At 62.9% G+C, this 18667-nt stretch carries 18 protein-coding genes; 3 read left to right on the forward strand and 15 right to left on the reverse strand.

The genetic code is table 11. The annotated features are described in order from the left end of the window. Together FJ419_RS23415 and glnA are read left to right on the forward strand one after the other, a co-directional pair. On the forward strand, nt 1-159 hold a 159-nt coding region (locus FJ419_RS23415), incomplete at its 5' end, for a P-II family nitrogen regulator (protein ID WP_140698671.1). Between the two features lie 50 nt (nt 160-209). After that, nucleotides 210-1619, forward strand: coding sequence for a type I glutamate--ammonia ligase (glnA, locus tag FJ419_RS23420; RefSeq protein WP_095765489.1), 1410 nt, complete (start codon nt 210-212; stop codon nt 1617-1619). A gap of 372 nt (nt 1620-1991) precedes the next feature. On the opposite strand, the gene FJ419_RS23430 is transcribed toward glnA, so the two are convergent. Beyond that, nucleotides 1992-3029: a glutamine synthetase beta-grasp domain-containing protein gene (locus FJ419_RS23430; protein ID WP_140698674.1), complete on the reverse strand. Its 1038-nt coding sequence runs from the start codon at nt 3027-3029 to the stop codon at nt 1992-1994. Nucleotides 3030-3339: 310 nt separating this feature from the next. Between FJ419_RS23430 and FJ419_RS23435 the strand changes: the two genes are divergently transcribed. Beyond that, entirely contained in the window at nt 3340-3534 is a 195-nt protein-coding gene (locus FJ419_RS23435) for a DUF2735 domain-containing protein (protein ID WP_140698677.1), read from the forward strand. A gap of 84 nt (nt 3535-3618) precedes the next feature. On the opposite strand, the gene FJ419_RS23440 is transcribed toward FJ419_RS23435, so the two are convergent. From FJ419_RS23440 to rpsM, 14 genes are all read right to left on the reverse strand, one after another. Further along, a complete protein-coding gene (locus FJ419_RS23440; protein ID WP_140698680.1) occupies nt 3619-5508 on the reverse strand; it encodes an MFS transporter in 1890 nt (629 codons plus the stop codon). 222 nt (nt 5509-5730) lie between these two features. Continuing rightward, nucleotides 5731-6570 (reverse strand): ATP12 family chaperone protein, encoded by an 840-nt coding sequence (locus tag FJ419_RS23445; RefSeq protein WP_140698683.1) that lies wholly within the window; start codon nt 6568-6570, stop codon nt 5731-5733. 104 nt (nt 6571-6674) lie between these two features. Further along, entirely contained in the window at nt 6675-7550 is an 876-nt protein-coding gene (locus FJ419_RS23450; RefSeq protein WP_140698918.1) for a DMT family transporter, read from the reverse strand. Between the two features lie 43 nt (nt 7551-7593). After that, entirely contained in the window at nt 7594-8574 is a 981-nt protein-coding gene (locus tag FJ419_RS23455) for an RluA family pseudouridine synthase (protein ID WP_140544911.1), read from the reverse strand. Between the two features lie 102 nt (nt 8575-8676). Continuing rightward, nucleotides 8677-9039 carry a DUF779 domain-containing protein gene (locus FJ419_RS23460; RefSeq protein ID WP_140698686.1) on the reverse strand — a complete coding sequence of 121 codons (363 nt, stop codon included), beginning with the start codon at nt 9037-9039 and terminating at the stop codon, nt 8677-8679. A 63-nt stretch (nt 9040-9102) separates the two neighbouring features. Next, nucleotides 9103-10620 carry an aldehyde dehydrogenase gene (gene adh, locus FJ419_RS23465; protein WP_140698689.1) on the reverse strand — a complete coding sequence of 506 codons (1518 nt, stop codon included), beginning with the start codon at nt 10618-10620 and terminating at the stop codon, nt 9103-9105. A gap of 135 nt (nt 10621-10755) precedes the next feature. Beyond that, nucleotides 10756-11703, reverse strand: a complete 948-nt coding sequence (locus FJ419_RS23470) for a helix-turn-helix domain-containing protein (protein WP_246679322.1) — start codon at nt 11701-11703, stop codon at nt 10756-10758. 262 nt (nt 11704-11965) lie between these two features. After that, the gene (locus FJ419_RS23475; protein WP_095765500.1) at nt 11966-12793 is read right to left on the reverse strand and encodes an aspartyl/asparaginyl beta-hydroxylase domain-containing protein; all 828 of its coding nucleotides are present in this window, start codon (nt 12791-12793) and stop codon (nt 11966-11968) included. Between the two features lie 170 nt (nt 12794-12963). Beyond that, nucleotides 12964-14274: a replication-associated recombination protein A gene (locus FJ419_RS23480; RefSeq protein WP_140544887.1), complete on the reverse strand. Its 1311-nt coding sequence runs from the start codon at nt 14272-14274 to the stop codon at nt 12964-12966. A 124-nt stretch (nt 14275-14398) separates the two neighbouring features. After that, the gene (locus FJ419_RS23485; RefSeq protein WP_140698695.1) at nt 14399-15886 is read right to left on the reverse strand and encodes a DegQ family serine endoprotease; all 1488 of its coding nucleotides are present in this window, start codon (nt 15884-15886) and stop codon (nt 14399-14401) included. A gap of 191 nt (nt 15887-16077) precedes the next feature. Further along, the gene (gene rplQ / locus FJ419_RS23490) at nt 16078-16509 is read right to left on the reverse strand and encodes a 50S ribosomal protein L17 (RefSeq protein ID WP_140544883.1); all 432 of its coding nucleotides are present in this window, start codon (nt 16507-16509) and stop codon (nt 16078-16080) included. Between the two features lie 104 nt (nt 16510-16613). Beyond that, nucleotides 16614-17624, reverse strand: coding sequence for a DNA-directed RNA polymerase subunit alpha (locus FJ419_RS23495; protein ID WP_027170350.1), 1011 nt, complete (start codon nt 17622-17624; stop codon nt 16614-16616). Nucleotides 17625-17722: 98 nt separating this feature from the next. After that, entirely contained in the window at nt 17723-18112 is a 390-nt protein-coding gene (gene rpsK, locus FJ419_RS23500) for a 30S ribosomal protein S11 (protein WP_006205444.1), read from the reverse strand. Between the two features lie 127 nt (nt 18113-18239). Continuing rightward, the gene (gene rpsM / locus FJ419_RS23505; protein WP_027170351.1) at nt 18240-18608 is read right to left on the reverse strand and encodes a 30S ribosomal protein S13; all 369 of its coding nucleotides are present in this window, start codon (nt 18606-18608) and stop codon (nt 18240-18242) included. Nucleotides 18609-18667: the final 59 nt, after the last annotated feature.

Below are 18667 nucleotides of genomic sequence, written 5' to 3' on the forward strand. Positions count from 1 at the left end.
ATCGAGGTGGTGCTTGGCGACGAGGCTGTCGAAGGCGCCATCGAGGCCATCCGCAAGGCGGCGCAGACCGGCCGCATCGGCGATGGAAAAATCTTCGTCTCCAACATAGAGGAAGTCGTGCGCATCCGCACGGGCGAGACCGGCATCGACGCCATCTGACCAAAACCTACAATCCATTTCCGGACGTCATCACACAGGGAAGAAATGACATGACGACAGCCAAAGACATCATGAAGCAGATCAAGGACAACGACGTGAAATTCGTCGACCTGCGCTTCACCGATCCGCGGGGCAAGCTGCAGCATGTGACGATGGATGTCGTCGAGGTGGAGGAAGACATGTTCGCCGACGGCGTCATGTTCGATGGCTCCTCGATCGCCGGCTGGAAGGCGATCAACGAGTCCGACATGGTGCTGATGCCGGACACCGATACCGTCCATATGGATCCGTTCTTCGCCCAGTCGACCATGGTCATCCTGTGCGACATCCTCGATCCGATTTCGGGCGAGGCTTACAACCGCGATCCGCGCGGCACCGCCAAGAAGGCCGAGGCCTACATGAAGGCGGAAGGCATCGGCGACACCATCTATGTCGGTCCCGAGGCCGAATTCTTCGTGTTCGACGACGTCAAGTACAAGGCCGACCCCTACAACACCGGCTTCCGTCTCGACTCGACCGAACTGCCCTCCAACGACGACACCGACTACGAGACCGGCAATCTCGGCCACCGTCCGCGCATCAAGGGCGGCTATTTCCCGGTGCCGCCGATCGATTCCTGCCAGGACATGCGTTCCGAGATGCTGACCGTGCTCGCCGAAATGGGCGTGCGCGTCGAAAAGCACCACCATGAGGTCGCCGCCGCGCAGCACGAGCTCGGCATCAAGTTCGACACGCTGGTACGCAACGCCGACAAGATGCTGATCTACAAGTATGTCGTGCACCAGGTCGCCAACGCCTACGGCAAGACGGCCACCTTCATGCCGAAGCCGGTGTTCGGCGACAATGGCTCGGGCATGCACGTCCACCAGTCGATCTGGAAGGGCGGCAAGCCGACCTTCGCCGGCAACGAATATGCCGGCCTGTCGGAGAGCTGCCTCTATTACATCGGCGGCATCATCAAGCACGCCAAGGCGATCAACGCCTTCACCAACCCGCTGACCAACTCCTACAAGCGTCTGGTGCCGGGCTATGAGGCGCCGGTGCTGCTCGCCTATTCGGCGCGCAACCGCTCGGCTTCCTGCCGCATTCCGTTCGGCAACTCGCCGAAGTCGAAGCGCGTCGAGGTCCGCTTCCCCGATCCGGGCGCGAACCCCTATCTCGGCTTCGCCGCCATGCTGATGGCCGGCCTCGATGGCATCAAGAACAAGATCCACCCTGGACAGCCGATGGACAAGGATCTCTACGACCTGCCGCCGAAGGAGCTGAAGAAGATCCCGACCGTTTGCGGCTCGCTGCGCGAAGCGCTGCAGAACCTCGACAAGGACCGCGGCTTCCTGAAGGCCGGCGGCGTCTTCGACGACGATCAGATCGACAGCTATATCGAGCTCAAGATGGCTGAGGTCATGCGCTTCGAAATGACCCCGCACCCGGTTGAGTACGACATGTATTATTCGGTCTAAGCTTCTGATCGGATAGAAAATTCCGCCCTTGGAAGGCACTCCCTTCCAAGGGCTTTTCATTTCAGAAGACGGATTTTCGCGCTGGCGCGGCGCGTGCCGCTCGGTCTGGCGCGTGCGGGCGCTATCGGCTCGCATTTCTCCGGCAACATCTTTATCGCCTTTGTCAACCGCCACGGGAACCGCACGCCCGCCCTGCCCCACGCCAAGATATGGCGGCAGCGCTCAAATCGCGTGACGTCATTGCCACCTGACGGCGGCAGGCGGACCTGTATTGCCGGCTTATCCCATGCAAAAAGCCCCAGTGGGTTTCCGTGGGGGCTTTCCTAGTGTGCTCATCGTGCCGGGGGCCTGCGCCCCTAGCAAGCGAGGAGATCAGGCGGCAGCCGAAACCGCGGCGGTCGAGACCTGCGAGATCGTCTTCAGCACCTGCGAGGCGATCTGGTAGGGGTCGCCCTGCGAGTTCGGGCGACGGTCTTCCAGGTAGCCCTTGTAGTCGTTCTTGACGAAGGAGTGCGGAACGCGGATCGAAGCGCCGCGGTCGGCGACGCCGTAGGAGAACTTGTTCCACGGCGCGGTTTCGTGCTTGCCGGTCAGGCGCTTGTCGTTGTCTGGGCCGTAGACCGCGATATGATCCATCAGGTTCTTGTCGAATTGCGCCATCAGCGCCTCGAAATAGGCCTTGCCGCCGACTTCACGCATATATTTGGTCGAGAAGTTGCAGTGCATGCCCGAGCCGTTCCAATCGGTGTCGCCGAGCGGCTTGCAGTGGAACTCGATGTCGATGCCGTATTTTTCGGTCAGGCGCAGCAGCAGGTAGCGCGCCATCCAGATCTGGTCGGCGGCCTTCTTGGAGCCCTTGCCGAAAATCTGGAATTCCCACTGGCCCTTGGCCACTTCGGCGTTGATGCCTTCATGATTGATGCCGGCGGCGAGGCAAAGGTCGAGATGCTCCTCGACGATCTGGCGGGCAACGTCGCCGACGTTCTTGTAGCCGACGCCGGTGTAATACGGGCCCTGCGGGGCCGGATAGCCGCTCTCGGGGAAGCCGAGCGGACGGCCGTCCTTGTAGAAGAAATACTCCTGCTCGAAGCCGAACCAGGCATCCTCGTCGTCGAGGATGGTCGCGCGGCTATTGGATTCATGCGGGGTGACGCCATCGGGCATCATGACTTCGCACATGACCAGAATGCCGTTGGTGCGGGCCGGGTCCGGATAAAGCGCGACCGGCTTCAGCACGCAATCGGAGCTGCGGCCCTCGGCCTGGTTCGTGGAGGAACCATCGAAGCCCCATAGCGGCAGCTGCTCGAGCGCCGGGAACTCGGCGAATTCCTTGATCTGGGTCTTGCCGCGCAAATTGGGGACCGGTGTGTAGCCGTCCAGCCAGATATACTCGAGCTTGTATTTGGTCATTCTAGAGCCTCTCGTTGCTTGATCACCGCCAATTGGTGGCGACGCTCGGCCGGCTCGAGCCGGCCTGCCGACGGTCAAAAAGCAATTCATATGCCACTCGGCCTTCGCGGGGTGCGGCAAAATGGTCATGGCAACGCGTTGATTTTGTTGAGCCGTCTCAGCAATGCGACGGGATCGTTCAGGTGCCGATTTTGCTTATAAAATAGGCATTTGCTGATCTTTTTGTAAGCATATTGCCTAAAGGAATCGCAGGGCATATTTTGATGGGAAGGTGAATCGGTACGCTCCTGAAAAGACGAGGAGATCGGCAATGCAAGTCACGCCATCGCAGCCGTCGGCAAAAGTCCTGCTGTTCCCGCTCGCAGCACGCAAGTCTGCCTCAAATTTAGGCGCCAAGGCCAAATTCGCGGCAGAACTTGCAGCGCTTCGCGGCGAGCACGCCGACTTCGACGGCTGGTACCATGAAGCGGCAATCGAGGAAGAGAACCAGCAGCGCAAGAGCTGAGCTGAGCTTTCTGCCAATTCGGCATGAAAAAAGCCCGGCGTGATCGCTCACGCCGGGCTTTCTGTTTGAGCGGGATGACCCGGGTCATTCCTTGGCGTGCAGGTCTGTGCCGAGCGTATCCCTGACGAAGATCATGCCGATGATAAGCGACATTGCCGCGATGATCACCGGATACCAGAGACCGTAGTAGATATCGCCCTTGTAGGCGCTGAGCGCGAACACCGTTGCCGGCAGCAGACCGCCAAACCAGCCATTGCCGATGTGGTAGGGCAGCGACATGCCGGTGTAGCGAATGCGGGTCGGGAACATCTCGACCAGGATGGCCGCGATCGGCCCATAGACCATGGTCACAAACAGCACCAGGATGAACAGGATGCCGATCGTGAGAGGCCAGTTGATGGCTGCCGGATCGGCAGTCATGGCGAACGGACCGCCGCCCGGGATGTTGTAGACGGTGACTTCGGGTGCACCCGCCGCCTCGTCCTTGGTCAGCAGCTTGTCGGCGATCGCCTTGTCGGCCGGAACCGTCGCCTTTTCGCCGCCACGGATAGCCGCGGCATCGAGCTTGAGCTCGGGATTGGCCGCGATGAAGGCGTCGAGCTTCTGATCCGGCACCTTGGCTGCTGCGCGCTTCAGCGGATAGCCGCCGTCCCGCAACGACATGTTCACGGCTTTCTGGAAGGCCGCCTCCTTGGCCTTGGCCTGATCGCCAGCGGCAACGGCGTCATAGGACGCCACCGTCTCATTGCCGATCTTGACCGTGGCCGCCGTGCCGGGCGCCGCCGTCGCAACGACGTCGTAAGGCACCGAGTTCTTGGTCAGGAACGACGTCGCGATATCACAGGATGTCGTGAACTTCGCCGTGCCGACAGGATTGAACTGGAACTTGCAGTCGCCGGGCGCCGCCGTCACCGTCGCGCGGGTGTTCTGCTGCGCGGTGGCCAGAGCCGGATTGGCGGCCCAGGTCAGCGCCTTGAACAACGGGAAGGTGCAGACGATGCCCAATGCAAGCCCGGCCATGATGATGGGCTTGCGGCCGATCTTGTCCGACAGCCAGCCGAACACGACGAAGAAGATCGAGCCGACGGCCAGCGCGATAGCGATCATGACGTTGACCGACCATGCGTCGACCTTCAGCACGTTCTGCAGGAAGAACAGGGCGTAGAACTGCCCGTTGTACCAGATCACAGCCTGGCCGGCGGTAAGGCCGAGCAGCGCCAGAAGGGCGATCTTGGCGTTCTTCCACTGGCCGAAAGCTTCCGTTAACGGCGCCTTCGAACCCTTGCCTTCCTCCTTCATGCGCTGGAAGGTCGGCGACTCCGAAAGCGACAGCCGGATCCAGATCGAAATAGCGAGCAGCAGGAACGAGACGACGAAGGGGATGCGCCAACCCCAACTGGCGTAGGTCTCCTTGCTGAGCGAGCCCTGGACGATCAGGATGACGATCAGCGACAGGAACAGGCCGAGCGTCGCCGTGGTCTGGATCCAGGACGTGTAATAGCCGCGTCGGTCGTCCGGCGCGTGCTCGGCGACATAGGTAGCGGCACCTCCATACTCGCCGCCAAGCGCAAGGCCCTGCAGCATGCGCAGCCCGATCAGGATCACGGGCGCCGCGATGCCCCAGCTGGCATAGCCGGGCAGCAGGCCGACCAGGAAGGTGGACAGGCCCATGATCGTCATGGTGACGAGGAAGGTGTATTTGCGGCCGACGAGATCGCCGATCCGGCCGAACACTAGCGCGCCGAACGGACGGACAAGGAAGCCGGCGGCAAAGGCAAGCAGCGCGAAGATGTTGCGCGTCGCCTCGGGAATCGCCGGGCTGAAGAAGGTCGAGCCGATGAAGGCGGCCAGCGAGCCGTAGAGATAGAAATCGTACCATTCGAAAACGGTGCCGAGCGAGGAGGCGAAGATGACTTTCTTCTCCTCCCGCGTCATGCCGCGGCTGGTTCTGCCGGCGGTTGAGGCCATTGCCATTGATGTATCCTCCCGTGAAATCCCGTCTGTCCTCGATGGCTGCGCGCCACCGTCCGCGCTCCTGCGAACGCAGACTCGAAAACGCAGCCAACGAAGGAAAAAATGACAGAAAGGGCGCGCGAAAGGCACCGCGACAATGGGATTATGACTTTGGTATTAGGTGCAGTGCGAAGGCGTGGAGTGGCTCGGCTCTGGAGATTGCCGACCCACTCCAGGTTTTGTTTACGCAATTCCGGACGGAAAACCGCTACGCACTTTTCCTGGAATTGCTTTGGCCTGTAGTGCCTCGAGCAGGCTGACCGCCGCCATCATGTCGCGCTTGCGCGCCAAGCGGCGCGCCGTGGCCTCCGCATCCTGGCCCCAATGCTCGATCTGCCAGTCCTCGTCGACATGGCCGGCGGCCCACGCTTCCTCGCCGTCGAGTTCGCCGAAATCGACCGCTAAAGCCAGCAGCGCCGAGCCGGTCAGCGCGGTCATGACATGGATGGCGGCCAGCCGCATCGGCTCCGAGCGCTGGCCAAGATGCGCGCCGAGGACCGCGATTGTCTCGCGCGGCTGCTCGACATGGATGACGCCTTCGGCAAGGTTGAAGCGCGCGCCGAGATGGCCGCGCGCCCAGTCCAGCACCGGGTCCCAGTGCTTGTTCTGGCGATCGACCAGGCCTTGCGGGCCGTCGGCGCGGTAGCAAAGAAGATCGGACGAGGCGAAGCGCAGGATATCCTCCAGCACCGCCTGCGGATCGGAGGCGACGCCGTCGATGGCGGTGTTCACCAGCCGCATGACCGGCATCGTCACGGGATCGATGACCTCGCCTTGCGCGCTGAATTCAGCGGCCACGAGTGCTGCAGCCTTTTCGGTCGGCAGCACCATCACAGCCTTGCCCGGCGTACGCACGGGGCGGCCGTCGAGATGAACGGCAAAGCCGTTCTCGACAGGAACCACCGAAACAACCTTGTAGAAACGCTTCGGCAGCGGCGTCTTCATCTGGATCTGGGCGCGGCGCACAGGATCGGGATCCGAAAGCAGCTTACCGGCTTCGAGGTCTTCGAGGATGTCGCGCATGCCGAACTCCTTAAAGCAATTTGAGGAAAAGTGTGAAGCGGTTTTGCGTCCGCAATCGCGTCAACATGGAAGAGATAGGGCAGCTTGCCGTTCAGCGAGCTGATCTATGGTGCGGGCTGTCTGCGCGCCGGGCGATTGACGATGATCAGGCCGGCGGCAATCAGGCCGAGCGCCAGGAAAATCCTGGTCGTCGGCAGCTCGCCCAACAGCACCGCGCCGCACAGGACGCCGAACACCGGCGACAGAAAGGCGAAGCTCGACAAGCCGGCCGCCGGATAGCGCGTGAGCAGCCAGAACCACAACACATAGGTGAAGGCGACGATATAGAAAGACTGGAACAGCAGCGCCAGTGTCGGCAGGACCGCAAGCGCGCGGATGGGCGGGCCGGCGAAAGGCATCACCAGCAGGCCGACGACGGCGGCGCCGGCCAGCTGATAGAGCAGCAGTTTCTCCGCGCGCGTGTCGACCAGCCTCGATCGTTTGATGACGATGCTGGTCGCCGCCCAGAGAACGCCTGAGCCGAGACTGAGCAGATCGCCGGTCAGTGTCGCGCCGCTGCCGGCAGTGATGCCGTCGGAGAAGACCGCCGCCAGGCCGCAGAAGGCGAGAACAAGGCCACCGAGCTTGCGCGCATTGATGCGCTCGCCAAGCAGGAAATGTCCGCCGATCAGCACCCAGAACGGCATGGTGTTGACCAAGAGCGTGTTGCGGGCAACGGTCGTGTATTCGAGGCCGATATAGAGACACAGGAACTCGACGCCGAAGAGCACGCCGACGACGATGCCGGCGGCCAGCGTCCGATCCGCTTCGAAGAGCTTGATGCCGCGCAGCCGGCACCAGGCGAACACGCAAGCTCCCCCGATGAGCGAACGTGCGATCGAGACGAAGACGGGATCATAGCCTGCATAGGAGACTTTGGCGGCGACATAGTTCAGCCCCCAGGAAAAGGTCAGTCCGACCATGATGGCCGCCGCCGTCATATCGACTGCATCGCGTCTGTCCAATGCGGGGGCGACAGCCAAGTCAGTCTTCCGCGCTCTGGTCGTCGAAGCCGATCAGGTTCCAGCTCTGGCGCATATGCGGCGGCATCGGCGCCGTGACGTCGATGACGCCATGGTCGGGATGCGGGATGATGATGCGACGCGCATGCAGGTGCAGGCGGTTTTGAATGCCGCCCGGGAAATCCCAGTTGGTATCGGCCTCGAAATATTTGGGATCGCCGATGATCGGGCAACCTATGTAGGCCGCGTGAACGCGAAGCTGGTGCGTGCGGCCGGTATAGGGCTCCATCTCCAGCCAGGTCATCGTCTGCGCCGCCTGCTCGATGACGCGGTAGTAGGAGACGGCGTGGTCGGCGCCCTTCTCGCCATGCGCGGCCACGCGCACGCGGTCGCCATCCTCCGTCGGCTCCTTGATCAGCCAGGTCGAGATCTTGTCCTCGCGCTTGGGCGGCACGCCCTTGACCAGCGCCCAGTAGGTTTTCTTGGTTTCGCGCGCGCGGAACGCTTCCGAAAGCTTCATCGCGGCAAGACGGGTGCGGGCAACCACCAGCACGCCGGATGTGTCGCGGTCGAGGCGATGGACGAGGCGCGGCTTCTCGCCCTTCTGGTTGCGCCAGGCTTCCAGCATATCATCGACATTGCGGGTGACGCCGGAGCCGCCCTGGACCGCCAGGCCGGCCGGCTTGTTGAAGACGAAGACCTTCGGGTCCTCATGCAGAAGCATCTTGGCGAGCACGTCGGCATCGCCCTGGTTGCGGATCGAGTGGCCGGTGAGCGGCGCATCGCCCTTCTTATCGACGTCGAGCGGCGGAACGCGGACAGACTGGCCGGGCTCCACACGCGTGTCAGCCTTCACCCGGCCGCCATCGACGCGGATTTGCCCCGACCGAAGCAACTTCTGCAGATGGCCGAAGCCGAGGCCCGGATAATGAACCTTGAACCAGCGGTCGAGCCGCATGCCCGCCTCGCCGGCCTCAACCGTGATCTGTTCAACACCCGCCATGGCTTTGCTTTTCCGTTCGAAAGCGGCGCCATAGCACTAAGGCGAACAGGTTGCGAGCCAAAGGCCCAACAAAGCGCGATAATTACCCCAAACGTCGCCTGATCAATTGCCCGAAGGCGTAAGCACCGCGCAGATGGTCGAGCGCGTCAGAAAGCGCTTCTCGCGGCCATTGTCGAGCGAGAACATGCCGCCCCTGCCCTTCACCACGTCGATGATGAGATCGGTGTGCTTCCACGCCTCATATTGCGAGGCGCCGATATAGACCGGCGTATCGCCGATTTCGCCCAATTTCACGTCATTGTCGCCGATCATGAACTCGCCATGCGGGTAGCACATCGGCGACGAGCCGTCGCAGCAGCCGCCGGACTGATGGAACAGAACCGGGCCGTGATCGGCGATGATCTCGGCAAGCAGCGCCTCGGCCTCCGGCGTGGCCGACACCTTGCCCAATGAAGGCTTGTCCATCAAATCCTCCTCGACTGACGGGAGGACGCGGGTGGGCCGCGCCCTCCTCTTCGCCTGGGAGGATCAGAAGAAGCCGAGCTTCTTCGGGCTGTAGCTGACCAGCATGTTCTTGGTCTGCTGATAGTGGTCGAGCATCATCTTGTGCGTCTCGCGGCCGATGCCGGACTGCTTGTAGCCGCCGAAGGCGGCATGCGCCGGATAGGCGTGATAGCAGTTGGTCCAGACACGTCCGGCCTGGATGGCGCGGCCGAAGCGGTAGCAGCGGTTCGCGTCGCGGCTCCAGATGCCGGCGCCGAGGCCGTAGAGGGTGTCGTTGGCGATCGACAGCGCCTCGTCATCGTCCTTGAAGGTCGTCACGGACACGACGGGTCCAAAGATCTCCTCCTGGAAGATGCGCATCTTGTTGTTGCCCTTGAACACGGTCGGCTTGACATAGTAGCCGCCGGCAAGGTCGCCCGGCAGATGGTTCTGCTCGCCGCCGGTCAAGACCTCGGCGCCTTCCTGGCGGCCGATGTCGAAGTAGGACAGGATCTTTTCCAACTGCTCGCTCGAGGCCTGCGCGCCGATCATGGTGGCGGGATCGAGCGGATCGCCCTGGACGATTGCCTCGACACGCTTCAGCGCGCGCTCGATGAACTTGTCGTAGATCTTCTCGTGCACCAGCGCGCGGCTGGGGCACGTGCAGACCTCGCCCTGGTTGAGCGCGAACATGACGAAGCCCTCGATCGCCTTGTCGAAGAAATCGTCGTCTTCGGCCGTCACGTCCTGGAAGAAGATGTTGGGCGACTTGCCGCCAAGCTCGAGCGTGACCGGAATGAGGTTCTGGCTGGCATATTGCGAGATCAGGCGGCCGGTGGTGGTCTCGCCGGTGAAGGCGATCTTGGCGATGCGGTTCGACGAGGCCAGCGGCTTGCCGGCCTCCAGGCCGAAGCCGTTGACGATGTTGAGCACGCCTTCGGGCAAGAGGTCACCGATAAGGTCGGCCCACAGCATGATCGTGGCGGGTGTCTGCTCGGCGGGCTTCAGCACCACGCAATTTCCGGCGGCGAGCGCCGGCGCCAGCTTCCACACCGCCATCAGCAGCGGGAAGTTCCACGGAATGATCTGGCCGACGACACCGAGCGGCTCATGGAAGTGGTAGGCGACGGTGTCGTGGTCAATTTCGGAGATCGAGCCTTCCTGGCTGCGCAGCACGCCGGCGAAATAGCGGAAATGGTCGATGGCCAGAGGCAGGTCGGCGGCGGTCGTCTCGCGGATCGGCTTGCCATTGTCCCAGGTCTCGGCCAGCGCCAGCAGGTCGAGATTGTCTTCCATGCGATCGGCGATGCGGTTGAGGATCAGCGCGCGGGCGGCGGGGCTGGTCTTGCCCCAGGCGTCCTTGGCCTTGTGGGCGGCATCGAGCGCGGCCTCGATGTCATTGGCGTCCGACCGGGCGATCTCGCAGAGCGGCCGGCCGGTGACCGGCGAGATGTTGTCGAAATATCTGCCGGAGAGCGGCGCCGCCCATTTGCCGCCGATGAAGTTGTCATAGCGCTTGGCGAAAGGAACCTTGGCCGTGCGCGAGAATTCCACCTTGTTCATCACTGCCTCCCAATGAGCACGCCGCGGGATGCGGCGCTATGGAGGAAGGGTTGCGGATGGGCTCAGGTTTGTCATCCCGGGGCTGGATGATCGTGGCGCCCGACTGTCGCAGAACTGCGACAGTCGGGTCTGCAATCAATGCGGGCGGCGAATGTCGAAGCGGGCGAGCTTGCGATGCAGGGTGGCGCGGGAGATGCCGAGGTTCTGCGCGGCGGCCGAGACGTTGCCGCCGGCGCGCGCCAGCGCCCGCTGAACCACACCACGCTCGGCATCGTCCAAATCCTCAGCGGTCTTTGCGCAGTCGCCGAGAATATCGGTGGCAAGCAGTCCTCTCGCCAGCGCTTCCCGCGTTATGCCGAGACCAAGACGGGCAGAGCGCGTCGCACCGATCACAAGATCATCCGAATCGACCGCTATCAGAGCACCGGCGCTGCGCTCGGTGACGGGTGCGAGCAAGATGCGGGCATCCGAAAACACCATGCGGAAATTTTCCGCTTCGATCCGGCGCGCGGCGTCGCCGACCGCGACCGCGATGAGCTGCACAAAGCCCTCGGTCAGGTCCGACCGGCAGGACGAGACATCGAGCGCCGCCGCCAGATTGCCCTCATGGTCATAGACCGGAGCCGTGGTGCAGCTCAGCAGCGTGTTGCGGGAGAAGAAATGCTGATCGCGGTGGATGGTCAGAGCGCGCTGGTCGGCGATGCAGGTGCCGATGCCGTTGGTGCCTTCGCTGTCCTCGCTCCAGACGGTGCCGGTCCACAGGCCCCATTCATCGAATGTCTCGTCGTCCGCGACCGCGCCCCGGCGCTCGACCGGGATGCCGTCGCGATCCGCCAGCATGACGCAGCAGCCGACGCCGCCCACGGCGAGATAGAGCCGATTGAGGCTGGGTTCGGCCGCGCGGATCAGCCGCTCCATGCGTTGCCTCGTGAGCCCGAGCTCGCCTTCGGTCAGCCGCCTCGGCGCCGTGCGTGCCGCAGGGTCCAGGCCGTGCAATTGGAGGGACCGCCGCCACGAGGCGACGACCGCCGAATGGGCTGCGTCGCTCTTGGCGACCGAGGCCTGGACCTGGTCCGCGTGCACGGCTGGTTGCCGTCCAATCAACCTAATCCTCCCGGTGAGCGGAACCTCCTGCCGCTCCGTCGTCATGCTCGCTAGACAATTCCGCTGCCAATGGCAATTCAGCTTCGATAGAACGCTGGCCGGCAAGCGGATTTGATCCTGCGCAATTCCGGACGAAAATCGCTATGCATGTCCTGGAATTGTGCCGGAGTCCTAACGGTCGCGGCTCCTCCGCGCCATTGGACGTTGGTTTAAGGCGGATCGATGCGAGGTTCCGCCGTGGTCAGTTGGCGGCCGCCTTCGGCTTGGACGAGCCGATCATCTTCCAGTTCTTGTAGAAGACAGAATTGATGCGCTCCACGCTGACGGAGACGATGGCGAGAAGGCCCGCGATCAGCCGCGGAAACGGAGACGGGCGGATGATGTCGACGAAGACGCAGTAGCGTCGGCCGTCATATTCGTTGACCGAGCGGTGGAACAGCGTGTCGTCGAAGATGAACAGCGGATTGTCGTACCAGTAGTTCTTCTTGCTGCCGCACTGGACGAAGATCTCGGCCTTCACCGGTATCAGATTGTAGAGGATGCGCAGGCTGAGCCGGAGCGGACCGAAGTGCCAGGACGTCGATTCGCGCTTGCTGAAAACGGATACCGCGATCGTCTTGATGTATTTGTAATCCTTGTTGAATTCGGGGACGTTGTCGATCTTGTGCTTGCCGTACCACTGGTAGACATACATGCCGCGGCGGCCGGCGCCGAAATTGGCATCGATATCGGCGATGATCTCGTCCTTGCGCGCCTTGAAGACGCCCAGCACCTCGTTGATTTCGCGCTGATAGTCCTCGGGGAACTGCTCGGGCTTCCAGACGCCGGGGTTGCGGTAGCTGAGAAGGTCGACGATCAGGTTGAACGGCGACAACAGCCAGGTGAACAGGCCATTGCCGAGGAAGTAGCGCTCGAACAGGTTCTGGTTCTTCTGGTCGTTGCGCATGACATCGATCAGGCCGCAGACGACCCAAATGGTGGTCAGGATCGGGATGAAGTAGAAGGCGAGCGCGAGAACTACGACGGCGATGGCGGCCTTGCGGAGCGTCTTGACGGTTTGCTTTGTCATTGTCATTCGCGCGGGAGCGCGATCCTGTTCCATGGGACAACATCACGGCGACCCCCGCCAGCCGTGCGTCTTGATAGGATTTTTTGTTTCCCGGCACAATGCCGCGGCAGGTGTGATCCACCATTGGTGCGGCTTCGCGACGAAGCGTGCCGACCGCCGGGCCGTGCAACTCAGCTGTTCCGTTCGCCGCGCAGCTTCGCCCAGTATTCCAGCCGCTTGCGGATATCGCGCTCGAAACCGCGTTCCGGCGGATCATAGAAAGTGCGCCGGCCCATCTTCTCCGGAAAATAGTCCTGTCCCGAAAACGCCTCCGGCTCATCATGGTCGTAGCGATAGCCGGCGCCGTAATCCTCCTGCTTCATCAGCTTGGTCGGCGCGTTGAGGATGTGCTTGGGCGGCAGCAGCGAGCCGAACTCCTTGGCTGCCGCGGTCGCGGCCTTGAAGGCAGTGTAGACGGCGTTCGATTTCGGCGCTGTGGCGAGATAGACGGCGGCCTGGGCAAAGGCGAGCTCGCCCTCTGGCGAGCCAAGATAGTCATAGGCGTCCTTGGCCGCATTGGCTACGACAAGCGCCTGTGGGTCGGCGAGCCCGATATCCTCCACCGCCATGCGCACGAGGCGGCGGCCGAGATAGAGCGGATCCTCGCCGGCATCGAACATGCGGGCGAGGTAATAAAGCGCGGCATCCGGATCGGAGCCGCGCACCGATTTATGCAGCGCCGAGATCAGATTGTAATGGCCGTCCTGGCCCTTGTCGTAGATCGGCGCACGGCGCTGGATGACGCGCTGCAGGCCTTCCGGCCCGAACACTTCGCCTTTCTTGGCGGCGCGCCAGACTTCCTCGGCCAGCGTCAGCGAGGCGCGGCCGTCGCCATCCGCCATGCGGATCAACATGGCGCGCGCTTCTTCGTCAAGCGGCAGCGCCCTGCCCTCGGTTTCTTCCGCCCGGGCCAGAAGCTTGGCGATGCTGTCCTCACCCAGCGAACGGAACACCAGCACGCGCGCGCGCGACAGAAGCGCGGCATTCAGTTCGAAGGACGGGTTCTCCGTCGTGGCGCCGACCAGCACCACCGTGCCGTCTTCCATCACCGGCAAAAAACCGTCCTGCTGGGCGCGGTTGAAGCGATGGATCTCGTCGACGAAGAGCAGCGTCTGGCGGCCGTTGGAGCGCCTGAGCTTGGCCGCCTCGAACACTTTCTTGAGGTCCGCGACACCGGAAAACACGGCCGAGATCTGCTCGAAGGCAAGGTTGGTCTCGCCGGCGAGCAGCCGCGCCACTGTCGTCTTGCCGGTACCGGGCGGACCCCAAAAGATCATCGAGCCGAGCGAACCCGAATCGATCAACCTGGTCAGCGCGCCGTCAGGTCCGGTCAGATGCTCCTGCCCGACGACCTCGCCGAGGTTCTTGGGGCGCAGCCGATCGGCCAGCGGCCGCCCGGGCGGCGCCTTCTCCGGTTCATCGGAACTGAACAGATCGGCCATGCAAGTCTTTTGGTTGAAACGCGGTTCCGCTCTTTTGAGAGCATGATCTTATCCGAACACCGGTCCCCACTTTTTGCTACGCGGGCCTTCAGTTCGGGATCATGCTCTAAATGGGCAGATCGCCTCAATAACGCAACACCTGGCGCAGTATCTGCCCGCCGCGCTCAACGGTAAAGCGCCACCAGCGCGTGTCCTGCTGGGCAACCTGCGCCAGTGTCGCCGCGGTCTCGATGGTGGTGCCGTTCACCTCGCGCACGATATCGCCCGGCTGGAAACCGAAATCGGCGGCCGGCGAATCGTGGCTGATATCGATGACGGTGACGCCCTTGAGGTCGGTGCGAAGGCCAAGCCGCTGGGCAAGCCGGGGCGACAGTTCCGCCACCTTGGCGCCGGAAAAGGGGCTGCGGCCACGCAAGGTGACCTCGCTGGGCTTGGCGCCTTCCGGCGGGCGCTCGAGCGCGATTTCCAGCGTCGCCTGCTGCCCCTTGCTCAGCACGGCGAAGGTCGCCTTGGTGCCGATCGACAGCGTCGCCATGCGATAGTCGAGCGCCTCAATGCTTTCGACCGGCGTGTTGTTGAGCGACAGGATGACGTCGCCGGCCTTGAGCCCCGCCTTGCCCGCCGGCCCGGCCGCGTCCACGGACGACACCAATGCGCCGGTGGGTTTCTCCATGCCGAGCGACTCTGCGATCTGCGGCGTCACCAGTTCGAATTCCGCACCGATATAGGGACGCTCGAAGAAGTCGAGCCCGGCCTTGGCGGCGTCGGCGAAGGCGCGAACCATGTTCGAAGGAATGGCGAAGCCGATGCCGATCGAACCGCCGCTGCGGCTGTAGATGGCCGTGTTGATGCCGACCAGCTGACCGCCCATGTTGATCAGAGCGCCGCCGGAGTTGCCAGGATTGATGGCGGCATCGGTCTGGATGAAATAGCCCGAATCCGAAACGCCGATATGGCTGCGGGCGAGTGCCGAGACAATGCCGCTGGTGGTGGTCTGGCCGACACCGAACGGATTGCCGATGGCGAGCACAAGGTCGCCGACCTCAAGCGCGTCGGAATCGCCGATGGCAATCACCGGAAACGGCTTGTCGGCCGAGATCTTGAGCACGGCGAGATCGAGCGTCTCGTCCTTGAGCATGACCTTTGAGGTGAACTCGCGCCCGTCGGCGGTCGCGACCTTCACCTCGTCGGCATCTTTGATGACGTGGAAGTTGGTGACGATCACGCCACTCGGATCGACCAGCACGCCGGAGCCCAGCGAGGATTGCGCGCGCGGCTGGGCACGGCCGAAGAACTCCTCGAAGAAGGGATCGCCTTCGAAGGGTGACGTCACCTTTGCGGTCTGCGAGGCATAGACATTGACGACGGCCGGCGCCGTCTGCTTGACCAGCGGCGCGAAGGAGAGCTGCACCTCCTCGCGGCCGAACGGCACGCGCTTGTCGGGGCCGGACGTGCCGTTCTCGCCTTCGACGCCATGCAAGAGATCGGTCAGCACGTCGGAGAGGCCCGGATCGGCCGGCTTGGCGGCGTCCTCGGCAAAAGCCTGTCTTGCGGCCGGTGCCGCGGCGAAGACCGCCAGCGCGGCAACAAGAAACAGTCGTTTGATGTGCATTCTCGAATCCCTCCAGATAGGGCGCCATTGTCTCGATGAATGTGCAGAATGAAAGGCTAATGCACACAAATGCGACACTTGTCGCGCAAAAGCTTGAGCCTGGGCGTGAAATTCGCTCACCCCGCTCAAACCTGCTCCAAATGCAAAAAGGGGCCCGTAGGCCCCTCGAAGTCATTGGCGAAACAGCGACCTCAGGCAGCCGCGGCTTCCTCGTTGGCGCCCTCAGCCTCTATGCGGGCGCGGTCGGCGGCGCCCTTGGCCGAGGTATCGCGATCGACGAATTCGATCACCGCCATCGCGGCGTTGTCGCCCTTGCGGAAGCCCGCCTTCATGATGCGCAGATAGCCGCCATTGCGGGTGGCGTAGCGCGGGGCGATGGTCTCGAACAGGCGCTTGACGACGCCTTCATTGCCGATCTGCGCGATCACCTGGCGGCGGGCGTGCAGGTCGCCGCGCTTGCCGAGCGTCACCAGCTTCTCGACGATCGGACGCAGGTCCTTCGCCTTCGGCAAGGTGGTGACGATCTGCTCGTGCTCGATCAGCGACACGGCGAGATTGGCGAACATCGACTTGCGGTGGCTGATGCTGCGGGCGAAACGACGGCCTTTGAAACCGTGGCGCATGGCTCTTTTCCTTCTTCAGTTGTTCAAGAGGCCACGGCCTCTGATGGTTTTCCGCATGACCGTCGGATCGAGCGGCCCTCGCCGCCGATCCTTGGAATTCATGCTCAATATTGGTCTTCGTAACGCTTGGCGAGGTCTTCGATGTTTTCCGGCGGCCAGTCCGGCACTTCCATGCCGAGATGGAGGCCCATGGCCGCCAGCACTTCCTTGATCTCGTTCAGCGACTTGCGGCCGAAGTTCGGGGTGCGCAGCATCTCGGCTTCGGTCTTCTGGATCAGGTCGCCGATATAGACGATGTTGTCGTTCTTCAGGCAGTTGGCCGAACGCACCGAAAGCTCGAGCTCGTCGACCTTCTTGAGCAGCGCCGGGTTGAAGGCGAGCTCGGTGACGGCTTCGGTGGCGACTTCCTTCTGCGGCTCGTCGAAGTTGACGAACAGGCCAAGCTGGTCCTGCAGGATGCGGGCGGCGAACGCGACCGCGTCCTCGCCCGAAATCGAGCCGTTGGTCTCGATCGTCATGGTCAGCTTGTCATAGTCGAGAACCTGGCCTTCGCGGGTGTTCTCGACCTTGTAGGAGACCTTCTTGACCGGCGAATAGAGGCTGTCGACCGGGATCAGCCCGATCGGCGCGTCCTCGGCGCGGTTGCGCTCGGCCGGCACATAGCCCTTGCCGGTGTCGACGGTGAACTCCATGCGGATCTCGGCGCCCTCGTCCAGCGTGCAGATCACGTGGTCGGGGTTGAGGATCTCGACGTCGCCGACCGTCTGGATGTCGCCGGCGAGCACGGCGCCCGGGCCCTGCTTGCGCACGACCATGCGCTTGGGGCCATCGCCTTCCATGCGGATGGCGATTTCCTTGATGTTGAGCACGATGTCGGTCACGTCCTCGCGCACGCCCGCGATGGACGAGAATTCATGCAGCACGCCGTCGATCTGCACGGCGGTGACAGCCGCGCCGCGCAACGAAGACAGAAGCACGCGCCGCAGCGCGTTGCCCAGCGTCAGGCCAAAGCCGCGTTCGAGCGGCTCGGCCACCAGCGTGGTCAGCGTCTTCTTCTTCGACGAGAACTCGATCTTGTTCGGCTTGATCAGTTCCTGCCAGTTTTTCTGGATCATAAAAGTCTTCCTTCCTTTGCCCCGCCACCATCCAATCGTGGCGGGCGACACGGAAAACCGCGGAGGAACGCCTTGGCGTTCGCGCGGCGTTTAAAAAATCAGACGCGGCGCTTCTTGCGCGGACGGCAGCCATTGTGCGGGATCGGCGTCACGTCACGGATCGAGGTGATGGTGAAGCCCGCCGCCTGCAGCGCGCGGAGCGCCGATTCACGACCGGAGCCGGGTCCGCAGACCTCGACCTCGAGCATGCGCATGCCGTGTTCCTGCGCCTTCTTGGCGACGTCCTCGGCAGCCATCTGGGCTGCGAACGGGGTCGACTTGCGCGAACCCTTGAAACCCTGGGCACCGGCCGACGACCAGGCGATCGAATTGCCCTGCGCGTCGGTGATGGTGATCATGGTGTTGTTGAAGGTCGAATTGACGTGGGCAACGCCCGACGAAATGTTCTTGCGTTCGCGACGGCGAACACGAGCGGCTTCCTTGGCCATGGTATTCCTTTCAGTTGATCTCTACACCGCCGTAATGCCAGCGGCTCCACCTTGGAAAAGCGAGTAGTGAGTAGGGAATAGCGAATAGGGTCCCCTACTCGCTAACCGCTACTCGCTATTCGCTCAATTACTTCTTCTTGCCGGCGATCGCCTTGGCCGGGCCCTTGCGGGTGCGGGCGTTGGTATGCGTGCGCTGGCCGCGGACCGGCAGCGAGCGGCGGTGACGCAGGCCGCGGTAGCAGCCGAGGTCCATGAGCCGCTTGATGTTCATCGAGACTTCGCGGCGCAGGTCGCCTTCGACCTGGTAGTCGCGGTCGATCGTCTCGCGGATCTGCAGCACTTCCGCGTCGGTCAGCTGGTTGACGCGGCGGTCCGCCGGGATGCCGACCTTGTCGACGATCTCCTGGGCAAACTTCTTGCCAATGCCGTGAATGTACTGAAGCGCGATGACGACGCGCTTGTTGGTCGGAATGTTGACGCCGGCTATACGAGCCATTTTCTTCTCTTTCTCCATTTGGGCCGGACAAGCCGGCGCTGTCGAAGTTGCCCCGCGTC

It is taken from the genome of Mesorhizobium sp. B2-6-2 (assembly GCF_006440615.1).
GTDB lineage: Bacteria > Pseudomonadota > Alphaproteobacteria > Rhizobiales > Rhizobiaceae > Mesorhizobium.